Origin of the sequence: Polaribacter sp., from assembly GCF_051251875.1 — a bacterium.
Classification (GTDB): Bacteria; Bacteroidota; Bacteroidia; order Flavobacteriales; family Flavobacteriaceae; genus Polaribacter.
Genome location: NZ_JBPOGL010000009.1, coordinates 101931 through 115904 on the forward strand (window position 1 = coordinate 101931; position 13974 = coordinate 115904).

General features: G+C 29.7%; 16 protein-coding genes. 10 read left to right on the forward strand and 6 right to left on the reverse strand.

The annotated features are described in order from the left end of the window. Nucleotides 1-146: 146 nt before the first annotated feature. The 5 genes from ACSHW5_RS06355 to ACSHW5_RS06375 all read right to left on the reverse strand — a co-directional run bounded on the left by ACSHW5_RS06355 (nt 147) and on the right by ACSHW5_RS06375 (nt 3720). The gene (locus ACSHW5_RS06355; RefSeq protein WP_435675276.1) at nt 147-608 is read right to left on the reverse strand and encodes an ExbD/TolR family protein; all 462 of its coding nucleotides are present in this window, start codon (nt 606-608) and stop codon (nt 147-149) included. Between the two features lie 17 nt (nt 609-625). After that, a complete protein-coding gene (locus tag ACSHW5_RS06360) occupies nt 626-1246 on the reverse strand; it encodes an ExbD/TolR family protein (RefSeq protein WP_435675277.1) in 621 nt (206 codons plus the stop codon). Nucleotides 1247-1249: 3 nt separating this feature from the next. Continuing rightward, nucleotides 1250-1714: a hypothetical protein gene (locus ACSHW5_RS06365; protein WP_435675278.1), complete on the reverse strand. Its 465-nt coding sequence runs from the start codon at nt 1712-1714 to the stop codon at nt 1250-1252. Nucleotides 1715-1722: 8 nt separating this feature from the next. Then, nucleotides 1723-2451: a MotA/TolQ/ExbB proton channel family protein gene (locus ACSHW5_RS06370; RefSeq protein WP_435675279.1), complete on the reverse strand. Its 729-nt coding sequence runs from the start codon at nt 2449-2451 to the stop codon at nt 1723-1725. A gap of 225 nt (nt 2452-2676) precedes the next feature. Next, the gene (locus ACSHW5_RS06375; protein WP_435675280.1) at nt 2677-3720 is read right to left on the reverse strand and encodes an asparaginase; all 1044 of its coding nucleotides are present in this window, start codon (nt 3718-3720) and stop codon (nt 2677-2679) included. A 94-nt stretch (nt 3721-3814) separates the two neighbouring features. Between ACSHW5_RS06375 and ACSHW5_RS06380 the strand changes: the two genes are divergently transcribed. The 8 genes from ACSHW5_RS06380 (at nt 3815) to ACSHW5_RS06415 (ending at nt 10011) form a co-directional block, all read left to right on the forward strand. Further along, the gene (locus ACSHW5_RS06380) at nt 3815-4513 is read left to right on the forward strand and encodes a zinc metallopeptidase (RefSeq protein ID WP_435675281.1); all 699 of its coding nucleotides are present in this window, start codon (nt 3815-3817) and stop codon (nt 4511-4513) included. A 53-nt stretch (nt 4514-4566) separates the two neighbouring features. Continuing rightward, entirely contained in the window at nt 4567-5172 is a 606-nt protein-coding gene (locus ACSHW5_RS06385) for a DUF4230 domain-containing protein (RefSeq protein WP_435675282.1), read from the forward strand. 312 nt (nt 5173-5484) lie between these two features. After that, complete coding sequence (locus ACSHW5_RS06390) at nt 5485-6078, forward strand: hypothetical protein (protein WP_435675283.1); 594 nt, start codon at nt 5485-5487, stop codon at nt 6076-6078. A gap of 37 nt (nt 6079-6115) precedes the next feature. Then, complete coding sequence (locus ACSHW5_RS06395) at nt 6116-6748, forward strand: hypothetical protein (protein ID WP_435675284.1); 633 nt, start codon at nt 6116-6118, stop codon at nt 6746-6748. After that, a complete protein-coding gene (locus tag ACSHW5_RS06400) occupies nt 6718-7470 on the forward strand; it encodes a sensor histidine kinase (RefSeq protein ID WP_435675285.1) in 753 nt (250 codons plus the stop codon). The genes ACSHW5_RS06395 and ACSHW5_RS06400 overlap by 31 nt, the downstream gene beginning before the upstream one ends. Beyond that, nucleotides 7467-8111 (forward strand): response regulator transcription factor, encoded by a 645-nt coding sequence (locus tag ACSHW5_RS06405; RefSeq protein WP_435675286.1) that lies wholly within the window; start codon nt 7467-7469, stop codon nt 8109-8111. The genes ACSHW5_RS06400 and ACSHW5_RS06405 overlap by 4 nt, the downstream gene beginning before the upstream one ends. 196 nt (nt 8112-8307) lie before the next feature. Next, a complete protein-coding gene (rbfA, locus tag ACSHW5_RS06410) occupies nt 8308-8703 on the forward strand; it encodes a 30S ribosome-binding factor RbfA (RefSeq protein WP_435675287.1) in 396 nt (131 codons plus the stop codon). A 165-nt stretch (nt 8704-8868) separates the two neighbouring features. Further along, the gene (locus ACSHW5_RS06415; protein ID WP_435675291.1) at nt 8869-10011 is read left to right on the forward strand and encodes an ABC transporter permease; all 1143 of its coding nucleotides are present in this window, start codon (nt 8869-8871) and stop codon (nt 10009-10011) included. Between the two features lie 386 nt (nt 10012-10397). Here the strand turns inward: ACSHW5_RS06415 and dusB are convergent, their stop codons facing one another. After that, nucleotides 10398-11396, reverse strand: a complete 999-nt coding sequence (gene dusB / locus ACSHW5_RS06420) for a tRNA dihydrouridine synthase DusB (RefSeq protein WP_435675288.1) — start codon at nt 11394-11396, stop codon at nt 10398-10400. Nucleotides 11397-11640: 244 nt separating this feature from the next. On the opposite strand from dusB, the gene ACSHW5_RS06425 reads away from it, so the two are divergent. Both ACSHW5_RS06425 and lepA read left to right on the forward strand, forming a co-directional pair. Further along, nucleotides 11641-11916 (forward strand): EF-hand domain-containing protein, encoded by a 276-nt coding sequence (locus ACSHW5_RS06425; RefSeq protein ID WP_435675289.1) that lies wholly within the window; start codon nt 11641-11643, stop codon nt 11914-11916. A gap of 111 nt (nt 11917-12027) precedes the next feature. Beyond that, nucleotides 12028-13824, forward strand: a complete 1797-nt coding sequence (gene lepA, locus ACSHW5_RS06430) for a translation elongation factor 4 (RefSeq protein ID WP_435675290.1) — start codon at nt 12028-12030, stop codon at nt 13822-13824. Nucleotides 13825-13974 lie beyond the last annotated feature (150 nt).

The window sequence follows — 13974 nt, forward strand, 5'->3', positions numbered from 1 at the left end:
TGCATTTTATGAGTTTAAAAATAACCCAGAAACAATGTATTCAAAATCAATAAAACAAATTTAAAACTAAACCTAAGAATTAAAAAAAAAAGACCTAAAAGCTTATAAACTCTTAGGTCTTTTTTAAAAAGAATGCCATAATTACATTAATCTCCTTTAGAAGCAGAATAACTTAATTTAAGAGCATTTACATCTCGTAATTTTAATCTTATATCAATTATTGTACCAACACTAGATTCTTTATCCGCTTTAATAGAAGTAGTCATAAATGGCACTTCAGCTTCAGAAACCTTAGATCTTGCATTGATAATAAAAGCCGGAATTGCTTCTGCTGTGGCAATTTTATCATTCAATTGAATTCTATTAAAACCTGCCCCATCTCTCTCGGTATCTTTAGATTTACCTACATAAATAGTAGTTACTAAACTCTTATGTTCTAGTTTTTTTACTTCAGAAGCCGATGGCAATCTAGGGTTTTCAATTCTTAAATCAGTTTCTCTCATAGTTGTTGTAACCATAAAGAAAAATAACAACATAAAAACGATGTCTGGTAAAGCGGCAGTATTCACTGCTGGCATTCCTTTTTTCTTTTTTCCAAATTTAGACATATTGTTCTATTTAAAAATTAGTTTGTTGGTTCTGCATCAGAAATAATTTGTGGGTAACTTGCTTTAATAAATTCCACTTTTCTCTTTAATGCTTCGTTTTCTCTATCATCTGAATACGCTTCTTCCAACTCATCAAAAGATAATTTATACTTTTCTTTTGACAATCTATTACGTAATTCCGTATAAGCTCTTAACAACTCATTCTGAACTTTAATATAGGTTCCGTATTCCGTTCCTCTATCACTTTGTACAGAAATAATTGCTTTATTAGGATGATCTGATGATGACTCACTCTTTTCCCCTTTACAATATGTACAAGGACCAGTTTTTACACCATTCTCTATCTTACCTTCTCCACCTCCGTTGTCTATAAACGCAAGAGCTGCTTCTTTAAGATTTTTTACATCCATTCTTTCACCTTCTACCAATAGTTCATTATTTCTATTGATATTTACTTCAAAAATGTTTTTTTCCTTAATAACAGGTGGTACATAATCTGCTGGTGGTTTTTCAGAAAGTTTTTTTGAAACTCCTGAATCCACGTTCATAGTAGTAGTTACTAAGAAAAATATTAATAGCAAGAAGGCAATATCTGCCATAGAACCTGCATTAATTTCTGGATTCTCTCTTCTTGCCATAGTTTATGATTTTATAAGTCCTTTTCCTAAATCTATTACAAAAAACGCACCAGCTACTAAAAGTAGTGCAATACTGTAATAAATTCCTGTTCCTACCCATTTATTGGTTGCAGTTCCTGCTTCTCCTCCATTTGGTATTATTTTTCCTGCAGTATCTAATACGGCATTATCATCTGCCATAAAATATGACACAGCTAATACAACACCCAATACACCAACACCTAATAAGGTCTTTTTCAAACTTTCTGGATTGCTAAATAAACTTAACATAGAAAGCACTACTGCAATAATTACAGCTGCATAGAATAAGAATGTAGAAAAATAAATAATTGGACTAATTACTTTGTTTTGTAATGCTCCGTCTGTTTGAAGTGCATCTGCATCTTCCATAAAAATTCTTATGAAAAGGATAGCACCTATTATTGCTATAACAGCAATTAAAATATTTAATATTTTATTACTTTTCATAGTTATTTTTATTTTTTATATTTTACTAATAAATCGATTAACTGAATAGAAGAATCTTCCATATTGTTAACAATACTATCTATCTTAGAAACAATATAATTATAAAATATTTGTAGAATAATTGCTACAATTAAACCAAATACTGTTGTTAATAATGCTACTTTAATACCACCTGCAACTACTGCTGGAGAGATATCATTTGCTACTGCAATTCTATCAAAAGCATCAATCATACCAATTACAGTACCCATGAAACCAAGCATTGGTGCTAGTGCAATAAATAAAGATAACCAAGAGATGTTTTTCTCTAATAATCCCATTTGAACACCACCATAAGATACTACTGCTTTTTCTGCAGCTTCTACTCCTTCACTATCTACTCTATCTAAACCTTGGTAAAAGATAGATGCTACAGGTCCTTTTGAGTTTCTACAAACTTCTTTTGCAGCTTCTACACCACCAGAACTTAAGGCATCATCTACACTTGCTACTAATTTCTTAGTATTGGTGCTTGCCATGTTTAAATAAATAATTCTTTCAATAGCAATAGCTAAACCTAAAATTAAGGCTACTAATACAATTCCCATAAAACCAGGGCTACCTTCAATAAAACGAAGTTTTAATTCTTGGTGGAAAGTTCTCGATTCTTCACTTGCTACTTCTTGAGCGAAAGTTGATTGAATAGCTCCAAAAAACATAAATCCTGTTACAGATAAGACATTTACTACTTTTTTCATCTTTGTTATAAATTATTTTTAATAGTTAACGGGTTAAAGATATTAATTTTTAAATTCAAATAAACTAAAATGTTGGTTACTTTTATAAAAAAAACTAAAAACCTCCATTTTTCATTTAAGAGACTGCCAAGTAACAAAAAAAATATGAGCATTTAAAAAAAAATAACATCTATTTCTTAGTAAAACGTAAACTTTTGTCATAATATTTTATTTATCCTACTATTATTAGGCCTTTTTATTACTTATTTCTCCGCGTAAAGGTTTCTCATAAAAGTTTTTAAACTGTTTTGTGGTTAAGTTTTCGCTCAACAAATACATTAACTTAGCAATAGCAGCTTCAGTAGTCATGTCTTTACCGCTAATTACACCCATTTCTTTTAAGGATACACTTGTATCATAATGTCCTAAAATTACACTACCTCCTGCACATTGTGTAATATTTATTATTTTAATTCCTTTGTTAATTGCTTCTTCTAATAATTTAATAAACCACGCTACATTAGGGGCATTTCCGGCGCCATAGCTTTCTAAAACAACACCTTTTAAGTTATTATTATTCAAAATACTTGCAACGGTAGTTTCTGTAATCCCCGGAAATAATTTTAAAATAACAACATCTGTTACCAAGTTTTTACGTACAATTAAACCGGCAGTTTCTTTTTTAGGTTGATAAATATATTGTTCATGAAAGGTAAGATGCACACCACTTTCCGCCAAAGGCGGATAATTCATAGAGGTAAATGCTTCAAATTGTTCTGCATTTATTTTGGTAGTTCTGTTGGCTCTATATAACTTGTATTCAAAATATAAACAAACTTCAGAAATTACAGGTTGGTTATTTTTTCTAGCACTTGCAACTTCTATAGAGGTTATTAAGTTTTCTTTAGCATCTGTTCTTAAATCTCCTATTGGTAATTGCGAACCCGTAAAAATAATGGGTTTTTGTAAGTTGTCTAGCATAAAACTAATTGCTGAAGATGTGTATGCCATGGTATCTGAGCCTGTTAAAACAACAAAACCATCGAATTTTGAATAATTTTCTTCAATAATTTCTACTATTTCTACATAATATGAGGTGTTCATATTAGAAGAATCTATAGGATCTTTAAAAGAAATACTGGTTATATTACAATTTAATTGTTGTAATTCTGGAATTTTATCTACAATCTGGCTAAAGTCAAATGCTTTTAACGCATTGGTTTTGTAGTCTTTGATCATACCAATTGTACCGCCAGTATAAACTATTAATATGTTGGGTTTATTTGTCATTTTGTCATTTTTTATACGCAAATAATAAATTGGAATACTTTATGTTGTAAATTTATCATACAAAAATGAAACAAAAATTTAAAAAATAAAGATTATGATCGGATTTTATATTTTAATTGGTGCAATCTCTCTGGTAAGTTGGCTAATTAGCAATACACTAAAAAATAAATTTAAAAAATATTCTGAAATTCAACTAAGAAACGGAATGAGCGGTGCAGAAATTGCAGAAAAAATGCTTGCCGATAACGGTATTTTTGATGTAAAAGTAATCTCTACACCTGGTCAATTAACAGATCATTACAATCCTAAAGACAAAACCGTTAATTTAAGTGAGTCTGTGTATAGCCAAAGAAATGCGGCTGCGGCTGCGGTTGCAGCACATGAATGTGGCCACGCTGTACAACATGCAAAAGCATATAGTTACTTAACAATGCGTTCTCAATTAGTACCTATTGTAAGTGTGACTTCTAAATTTTCTCAATGGTTGGTTATTGGCGGACTAGTTTTAGGTGCGGCTTCTAGTGCTTCTGGCATTGGTTTTTATGTAGCTATTGCAGGTTTACTATTTATGGCACTTGCAACACTTTTTAGTTTTGTTACTTTACCTGTAGAATACGATGCTAGTAATAGAGCATTGGCTTGGTTAAAAAATAAAAACATGGTTTCTCAACAAGAATTAGCAGGTGCAACAGATGCTTTAAAATGGGCCGCAAGAACGTATTTAGTAGCTGCTTTAGGTTCTTTAGCCATGTTATTATATTGGGGTTTTAAAATTTTAGGAAACAGAAACTAACCTCAAAAACCGTTTTTTACACATACTAAACAACTCTTAAAACATCAATCTATATGCGCTTTATAAAATACATCGTTATTTTTTTATGTGGATTTTTATGCGCAAAATTATGGAATGATAAAAAAGCTGAATCACATAAAAAAGAAGAAATTCAAGTAGTGGTACAGGCAATTAAAAACATGAGTAAATTGGTGGTTTCTAGCGGAACATTTTCTGAAGTTTATAATTATTCTGATTCTAAAAAATATTTTTATGATTATCTTTCTTTTGATAAAAAGGCCATTATTACCGTAAATGCAAAAGTAGAAGTAGGTTATAATTTGTCTGAATTAGAAATTCAAATAGATTCTATTGGTAAAAAAATAATTATTAATAGCATACCAAATGAGGAAATAACAATTTCTCCGGATGTAAAATATTTCGATGTACAACAAAGTCAATTTAACACATTTTCTAAAGATGAGTTAAATACAATTCACCAAAAAAGTATTGAAAAAATTAAAAAAACTATTGTTGTTACCAATTTAAAAGAAAAAGCAAAAACTAGATTGTTTGAAGAATTGTCTAAAATTTATCAACTCTCTGTAATTTACAATTGGCAAATTGTAGACAATACCTCTAACCATTACTGGGAAGATTTTAAATCGATAAAAAACTAATTTTTTTCAACTCAAAAAAAAACACCTAAACTTATAAAGTAAGATGTTTTTTAAATAGCAAATTTCCCCTTTGTGCTTATTAAAAAAGCACACTGCAAACATCTTAACAAATACAAAATTACGCAATAGTGTAAACCTTTTTTTAAACAGGGGAAAAACACCCTTTTAAAATAGTTGTTCCAATAATTTTTACAAAAAACAACAACTTAATTAACTTATTTTAAGCAATTTAACAAACAATTGGTAATTTTTGTTTTATAAAAAATAATTAAACCGTATTTTTATTAATCAATAATAATTAAAATAATAATTATGAAACCAACAACCAAAATTTTATTTCTACTAACAACTACTTTAGTTTTATCTTCTTGTGATAAAAAGCAAAAAAAACAAAACAACAAAATTGAACCTGTTAATTTAATAACTACCAGTCTTGCTCAACAGAAAATTGAAAAACCAAAAACAACTATTTCTTATGAAAAAGCAAAAGAACTACAGCAAGAATATATAGCTACCAGAGCCAAAGTATTAAACCAAGCTCTTAATAAAAATGGGCACTTTAAAGGCGTTACAATTTCTAAGGAAAAAAGATTTGTAGAAGATGTAAGAGATATCACTTTCGATTTAAAAACCTTAAAACAATACATTGCTTATGTAGAACAAGAAGCAGAAAACAAAGGATTAAAAGGCTTAGGCTTACGCGTATACCTAGGAGCATATCCAAAAAAGGATAAAGAATCTAAAGACCCAGGGTTTTCTACGGTATTTTTTATGCCAACATATCAAAAGGCGTCTGACTCTAATAAATCTAACAAATTCTATTATTGGTTTAAAGATATTGTTATGAAAGATATAGATGGATTAAATATGGGTCAAGGAGGAAAACCACCACAAGATTTAGATTAATTAATTGAACCAATAAGCAGATTACATAGTTAACAGTATGGATTATATAGTAAATATTTTTGAGTTAATAGCAGCCCTGTTAGCCACTTATCATTACAAGAAATACAATAAAACTACAGAAAAGTATTTTTTACATTTTTTATGGTTTGTTTTTATTCTTGATTTTGGTGTTGGTGGCTATGTGGGGAATGTTTTAAAGAAAAATAATTCTTGGGTATATAATATTTATTTTTTAATAAGTTATTTATTTTACTTTGTTTGGTATTTAAAAATTATACAAAAAACAATATATAAAAATATTATTTTACTTCTTACTTGTTTATTCATACTACTAGATATTTATTGTTTTGTTTTTGAACACAATAATAACTACCATATTAAAGTATTTGTATTTGGCGCAATTATTAATTTAATTGCTACACTTTTCTATTTTTCTGAATTATTAACTAGTAAAATAATGATTCATATAAAATATAAATTAAGTTTTTGGATAGCCACAGCACTACTACTTTTTAATGTAGGAATGATTCCTTTTATGATATTTACGGAAGAAATAATTAAGTCAAATGAAAATTTGTATCAAATAATTCTCATCTGTTTTAATCTAATTTTATATACTTGTTACGTAATAGGTTTTATATGGAGCAAGAAGGAGTACAATCTGTCTTAATAATTACATCAATATTTTTTTTATTGATGGTAAGTACTATTGTGATATTATTTACCATTTATCAAAGAAGAAAGAACACGCTTTTACAAGAACAAGAAGAATCAAAAAAACGATTTGAAAGAGAAATTGCAGAAACACAGATAGAAATTAGAGAAGAAACCCTGCGTAATATTAGCTGGGAATTGCACGATAATATTGGTCAACTTTTAACATTGGCAAAGATTCAATTACAAAATGCAACACCAGAAAATATTCAAGAAGTTTCTGAAACTATTTCTAAAGGATTAAAAGAAGTTCGTTCTTTGTCTAAATTAATTAATCCTGAAGCCCTAAAAAATATAGAATTAAAAGACGCTGTTCAATTAGAAATAGACAGATTTAATCGATTAAATTTTATCGATTCTACTTTAGAAGTTACCGGAAAAGAAAAACATATAGATCAAAAATCAACCATTATAATATTTAGAATTTTACAAGAATTTTTTTCAAATACTATTAAACATTCAAAAGCAACTCATTTAAAAGTAACCTTGTGTTTTATTGAAAATGAATTAAAAATTACAGCAAAAGATAATGGTGTTGGTTTTTCTTCAAAAACAAATATTTCTAACGGAATTGGTATTGGAAATATTAAAAAAAGAGCAGAATTAATTGGTGCTTCTGCCATTTTAACATCGGAAGAAAACAAAGGAACTATCTTAAAAATAACCTATAAATTATGATAAAACATTCTGTAGTAATCGTAGACGACCACACTTTGTTATCTCAAGCAATTGCCGGTATGGTAAACACTTTTGATAAATTTAAAGTTTTATATACTTGTAAAAACGGACAAGAATTAATAGACAAATTCTCTGCTTCTCCTAAATACATACCTGATGTAGTTTTAATGGACATAAATATGCCAATTATGAACGGAATAGAAACCACAGAATGGATTACTAAAAACCATACATCTGTTCATGTGATGGCATTGTCTGTAGAAGATGATAATAGTACAGTTCTAAAAATGTTAAAAGCCGGTGCTATTGGCTATTTACTAAAAGATACCGAAAAAGTTGTATTAGAAAAAGCCTTATTAGAAATTGTAGAAAACGGTTTTTTTCACACCAAAAGTGTTACCAATTTATTAATGAGATCTCTTACTGGCAATGCCTCTGAAGAACAAACTTTTAAAGATAGAGAACTTACCTTTATGAAGTTGGCTTGCACAGAACTCACCTACAAAGAAATTGCAGAAAAAATGTTTTTAAGTCCTAAAACAATAGATGGCTATAGAGATGTTTTATTTTCAAAATTAAACGTTAGAAATAGAGTTGGGTTGGTTATGTACGCTATAAAAAATAAAATTTACACAATTTAAATTGATAAAAAAGACATTTCAAACAAAATAAATTTCGACTTTCTATTTTTAAATAGAACCAGACCATCTGTTTTTTATTACTTGAAATATATCGCTAAACCAATCGGTTTTACCTCATTTTTCGGAAACTTGTATTATTTAAATCGTATGTTTTAATTTTCACTTTTTGTAATTGAATTTATCGTAAATTTGCCGCATGGAAGAAACCAACAGACAACGTAAAATTGCAGGCGTTCTGCAAAAAGATTTGGTAGATGTTTTACAAAAAGCAGCACAAGATGGCATGAAAGGAATTATCATTTCAGTCTCTAAAGTGCATGTAACCTCAGATTTAGGAGTTGCAAAAGTATATTTAAGTATTTTCCCTTCAGATAAAAGAGACGAATTGATAAAAGGAGTACAATCTAACACACCTTTAATTCGTCATGAAATGGCAAAAAGAACGAGACATCAATTACGTAGAATGCCAGAAATCTTATTTTTTGGTGATGATACTTTAGATTATAACGAAGAAATTGATAAATCTTTAAAAGGTGAAGATGATAATCCTATAAAAAACCCTGATGTTTTACCAAAACGTCAAAAAAGATAATTTTTTTCAATAGGAAAAATGATATTTTACATTCAAGGTAGCAAGCAAATCTTACAAAAACCTACCTTTTAAAAAACTATTTTATAGACACTTAAACTATTTCCTATCAATTTTCCACTGTACATAGCCAAGAGATATTTATTTACAAAAACAGGTAATAATGCTATCAATATTATTACCATAATTGCTTCTTTTGGTGTTATTGTTGGTTCATTAGCACTCTTTATTATTCTTTCAGGCTTTTCTGGTTTACGTACATTTAGTTATAGCTTGCTTGATGTTTCTGACCCAGACATTAAAATTTCAACTGTTAAAGGAAAATCTTTTTTTGTTACCGATAGTCTTATAAAGGTTTTAGAAAATGAAAAAGCAATAAAAGTAAGTTCTAAAATAATAGAAGAACGTGTATTTTTAGAATACAATAATAAATCTGAAATTGCGTATGTGAAAGGCGTTGAAGATAATTACAAAGCTATTTCTAACATAGAAGAATCTTTATACATAGGCAATTGGCTAGATACTGTTTTTACAAATACAGCCGTTATTGGAAGAGGAATTTCAAATAAATTATCTTTAGGAATCTTAAATTTTGGAGAACCATTATCTATCATGGTTCCTAAACCTGGTACAGGTTTTATTAGTTCTAAAAACGCATTTTTTACAACCAATGTTCAAGTTGTTGGCATCTATTCTGGCACAGAAGAATTTGAAGGAAAATTTGTTTTTGTACCTATTAATGAAGCCAGAAAACTACTAGATTATAAGGAAAACCAAGTTACAGGTATTGCTCTAAAATTAGCAGAAAATATGGATGCTGATACAGTTTCCGAACAACTTCAAAACCAACTTGGAAACTCATATAAAGTACAAACAAAAGAGCAATTAAACGAGGTTTTTTACAAAGTTATTAATACAGAAAATTTTGTTTCTTATCTTATTTTTACGCTGATTGTAATTATAGCGCTGTTCAATGTAATTGGCGCCATTATAATGATGATTATTGATAAAAAACACAATCTTAAAACGCTTTTTAGTTTAGGAGCCACTGTAAAAGACATTAAAAAAGTATTTGTTTTACAAGGCTTCTTACTCACCTTTTTTGGAATGTTAATTGGCTTAACTATTGGTATTATTATAGTGCTTCTTCAAAAACAATTCGGAATCTTTAAGATTACACAAAACTTAGCCTACCCAGTAGAATTTAGATTTTCTAACCTGTTTATTGTAATTGCTACCATTACAATTTTAGGCTTTATTGCTTCAAAAATTGCAAGTAGTAGAATTTCTATGGAATTTATAGAAAAATAATACTGCTGTTGTTTTACTTTTAGATGGATGCTACTCATCAACACAACACCTTTCTATTCGATCAAAAATGAAACAATTTTATATAAAAAATAAGAAAGATTATTTAAAAAGCTTTAAGGTAATAATCATAGTACTTTTAGCAACATTATCTCCTATAATAATTCCATTTTCTTGGCAATGGTTCTGTAGCCTTTTCGGAGAAAGAATAAACGAATCTAATAGTGCAGTCTTTTCCTTATTTTGGTTTTCTATTGTTACAATCCCAATTGGAGGACTACTTTTATTAGGAATACTCCTTGTAATAATTTGGGATACAATAGCTATAAAGGTGAATAAAAAATAATACAGCCATTTGAATATTCTCCTTAAGATGAAATAAATAGGAATTAAAATTGCGGAATAACCGTGTCTCCAAACTTCGCTTCCACTTCATCAAACGTAGCAAAAACATCTTTTGCATCATCAGAAGTTACCATTTTCATTCTGTATTCTTTAAAATGCGGAATTCCTTTAAAATAGTTGGTATAATGCCTTCTAGTTTCAAAAACACCCAAAACAGGTCCTTTCCAGTCAATTGCCATTTGTAAATGCCTTCTCGCCATTTCTACACGTTGTGCAATTGTAGGTTTGGCCAAATATTTCCCAGTATTAAAATAATGTTTTACTTCATTAAAAAACCAAGGATAGCCAATAGCAGCTCTACCAATCATACAGCCGTCTAAACCATAAGAATCTCTCATTTCCATTGCTTTTTCAGGAGTAGTTACATCACCATTCCCAAAAACAGGAATGTGCATTCTTGCATTGTTTTTAACATCAGCAATGGGTTTCCAATCTGCATCGCCTTTATACATTTGTGCACGCGTTCTTCCATGAATAGAAATTGCTTTACAACCAACATCTTGCAAGCGCTCTGCAACTTCAACAATTCTTATAGAATCATGATCCCACCCCAAACGAGTTTTTACTGTAATTGGTAAATTGGTGTGTTTTACCATGGCTTCTGTAAGCGAAACCATTAAATCTACATCTTTCAAAATCCCCGCTCCTGCTCCTTTAGAAACTACTTTTTTAACAGGACAACCAAAATTAATATCAATAATATCTGGGTTCGATTTTTCTACAATCTCCACCGTTCTTAACATAGATTCTAAATTGGCACCAAAAATCTGTATTCCAACCGGACGTTCTTTTTCGTAAATATCTAATTTCATGACGCTTTTTGCTGCGTCTCTAATCAATCCTTCTGAAGAAATAAACTCTGTATACACTACATCTGCCCCATTTTCTTTGCACAAAGCTCTAAAAGGTGGGTCTGATACATCTTCCATTGGCGCTAATAAAAGCGGAAAATCTGGGAGTTCTATATTGCCTATTTTTATCAAAATGATTTAATTTTTTGCAAATTTAGTGTTTTTTCATCCTTTAAAAGAATAAATATTTTCTTCTAACCCTAAAGTTAGAAACCGTTTAAGATATCAATTGTTGATAATAGCACAGCAAATACAGGTAATTTAATTCTTTTGTTTTCCTATTTTTTATAAAAACAAGAACTAAAAGATTGTATTTTTGTAATACATTTTAACTTTATTTTAGTATCTTAAAATATAATTAATACAAACAATAAACATGGGAGCAAAAGAAGATATTTTAAAAAAAATTAATTTCTTAATCAGCAGTAAATTTCAAAGTCCAACTGAAGCTTTTCAGTTTTTTGACAATGATAAAGACGGAAAATTAAATAAAGGTGAAGTAAAAGAACTATTAAAAGACGCTGATATTAGTGGTTTTTTTAGAGGAATTGTAGCCAATGAATTAATTAAAGGATATGATAAATCTGGAGATGAATGCATCAATTTAGAAGAGTTTAAAATTGCCATTGCAGAGTTAGAAAGAGATTTGTAAATCTATAAAAAATGCTAAAAAAAGTACAATGCCATACATTGTACTTTTTTTATTTGACAAGGTATGTAAATAACATATCTTTGTCAGTTGACAGTAGTTAGAAAACGACGTATGAAGAACATAAGAAACTTTTGCATTATCGCACATATAGATCATGGTAAAAGCACATTAGCAGATAGATTACTAGAATATACAGGTTCAGTAACAGATCGTGAAAAAAAAGATCAGTTATTAGATAATATGGATTTAGAACGCGAACGCGGAATTACCATAAAATCGCACGCCATTCAAATGGATTATACACACAAAGGAGAGCAATATGTTTTAAATTTAATAGACACTCCTGGTCATGTAGATTTCTCTTATGAAGTTTCTCGTTCTATTGCAGCTTGTGAAGGCGCTTTGTTAATTGTAGACGCAGCACAAAGTATACAAGCACAAACAATTTCTAACCTATACTTAGCTTTAGAGAACGATTTAGAAATTATTCCTATCTTAAATAAAGTAGATTTACCTTCTGCAAACCCCGAAGAAGTTACTGATGATATTGTAGATCTTTTAGGCTGTAATGCAGAAGATGTAATACACGCTAGTGGTAAAACTGGTTTTGGAGTTGAAAATATTCTAGAAGCAATTATTGATAAAATTCCAGCACCAAAAGGAGATCCTGATGCGCCATTACAAGCTTTAATTTTCGATTCTGTTTACAATTCTTATAGAGGTATTGAAACCTATTTTAGAGTTTTAAACGGAGAAATTAAAAAAGGTCAAGAGATTAAATTTATGGCAACTGGTAAAAATTATTTTGCCGATGAAGTTGGAACTTTAAAACTATCTCAAGTTGTAAAAAAATCTGTAAAAACAGGTGATGTTGGCTATCTTATTACCGGTATTAAAACGGCAAAAGAAGTAAAAGTAGGAGATACAATTACAGATGCACACAAACCAACCACAGAAATTATTGATGGTTTCGAAGACGTAAAACCAATGGTTTTTGCAGGAATTTACCCTGTAGATACAGAAGATTTTGAAGAATTGCGTTATTCTATGGAAAAACTGCAATTAAATGATGCTTCTTTGGTTTTTGTGCCAGAAAGTTCTGCCGCTTTAGGTTTTGGTTTCCGTTGCGGATTCTTAGGAATGTTGCACATGGAAATTATTCAAGAACGTTTAGAGCGTGAGTTTAATATGACCGTTATTACAACGGTTCCCAACGTTTCTTATCATGCGTATACAAAGAAAAATCCAAACGAAATATTACTTTTAAATAATCCAACAGATTTACCAGATCCATCAAGATTAGACAGAGTAGAAGAACCTTTTATAAAAGCTAGTATTATTACAAAGTCAGATTTTGTAGGACAAGTAATGAGTTTGTGTATCGAAAAACGTGGTGAAATTACCAATCAAACCTACTTAACAACAGAACGAGTAGAATTAACGTTTGACATGCCTTTGGCAGAAATTGTTTTCGATTTTTATGATCGATTAAAAACCGTTTCTAAGGGTTATGCCTCTTTTGATTACTCGCCAATTGGCATGAGAGAATCAAAGTTAGTAAGAGTAGATATTCTATTAAATGGCTCTGGAGTAGATGCACTTTCTGCCTTATTACATGCAGATAATGCCTACACAATTGGTAAGAAAATAGTTGAAAAACTAAAAGAATTAATACCAAGACAACAGTTTGATATTCCGATACAGGCAGCAATTGGCGCAAAAATTATTGCACGTGAAACCACAAAAGCATTGCGTAAAGATGTTACTGCAAAGTGTTATGGAGGAGATATTTCTAGAAAACGTAAGTTACTAGAAAAGCAGAAAAAAGGGAAGAAAAGAATGCGTCAAGTGGGTAATGTAGAAATTCCGCAAGAAGCATTTATGGCCGTTTTAAAGCTAAATGATTAATAAAAAAGAATCAAAACTACATAAATACTATAAAACCTTTTTGAGCAATCAAGAAGGTTTTTTATTTGGGCAATTTCAGAAATAAATAAGTACTTGCATATCAATTAAATAAGTTGTATTTTAGATAAAATCAAACCCCGAAAACGAGCC

Excerpts from the sequence above, each read along its gene's own strand:
- ACSHW5_RS06355 (WP_435675276.1), bottom strand. The coding sequence starts at position 608 with ATGTCTAAATTTGGAAAAAAGAAAAAAGGAATGCCAGCAGTGAATACT.
- ACSHW5_RS06360 (WP_435675277.1), bottom strand. The coding sequence starts at position 1,246 with ATGGCAAGAAGAGAGAATCCAGAAATTAATGCAGGTTCTATGGCAGAT.
- ACSHW5_RS06365 (WP_435675278.1), bottom strand. The coding sequence starts at position 1,714 with ATGAAAAGTAATAAAATATTAAATATTTTAATTGCTGTTATAGCAATA.
- ACSHW5_RS06370 (WP_435675279.1), bottom strand. The coding sequence starts at position 2,451 with ATGAAAAAAGTAGTAAATGTCTTATCTGTAACAGGATTTATGTTTTTT.
- ACSHW5_RS06375 (WP_435675280.1), bottom strand. The coding sequence starts at position 3,720 with ATGACAAATAAACCCAACATATTAATAGTTTATACTGGCGGTACAATT.
- ACSHW5_RS06380 (WP_435675281.1), top strand. The coding sequence starts at position 3,815 with ATGATCGGATTTTATATTTTAATTGGTGCAATCTCTCTGGTAAGTTGG.
- ACSHW5_RS06385 (WP_435675282.1), top strand. The coding sequence starts at position 4,567 with ATGCGCTTTATAAAATACATCGTTATTTTTTTATGTGGATTTTTATGC.
- ACSHW5_RS06390 (WP_435675283.1), top strand. The coding sequence starts at position 5,485 with ATGAAACCAACAACCAAAATTTTATTTCTACTAACAACTACTTTAGTT.
- ACSHW5_RS06395 (WP_435675284.1), top strand. The coding sequence starts at position 6,116 with ATGGATTATATAGTAAATATTTTTGAGTTAATAGCAGCCCTGTTAGCC.
- ACSHW5_RS06400 (WP_435675285.1), top strand. The coding sequence starts at position 6,718 with ATGGAGCAAGAAGGAGTACAATCTGTCTTAATAATTACATCAATATTT.
- ACSHW5_RS06405 (WP_435675286.1), top strand. The coding sequence starts at position 7,467 with ATGATAAAACATTCTGTAGTAATCGTAGACGACCACACTTTGTTATCT.
- rbfA (WP_435675287.1), top strand. The coding sequence starts at position 8,308 with ATGGAAGAAACCAACAGACAACGTAAAATTGCAGGCGTTCTGCAAAAA.
- ACSHW5_RS06425 (WP_435675289.1), top strand. The coding sequence starts at position 11,641 with ATGGGAGCAAAAGAAGATATTTTAAAAAAAATTAATTTCTTAATCAGC.
- lepA (WP_435675290.1), top strand. The coding sequence starts at position 12,028 with ATGAAGAACATAAGAAACTTTTGCATTATCGCACATATAGATCATGGT.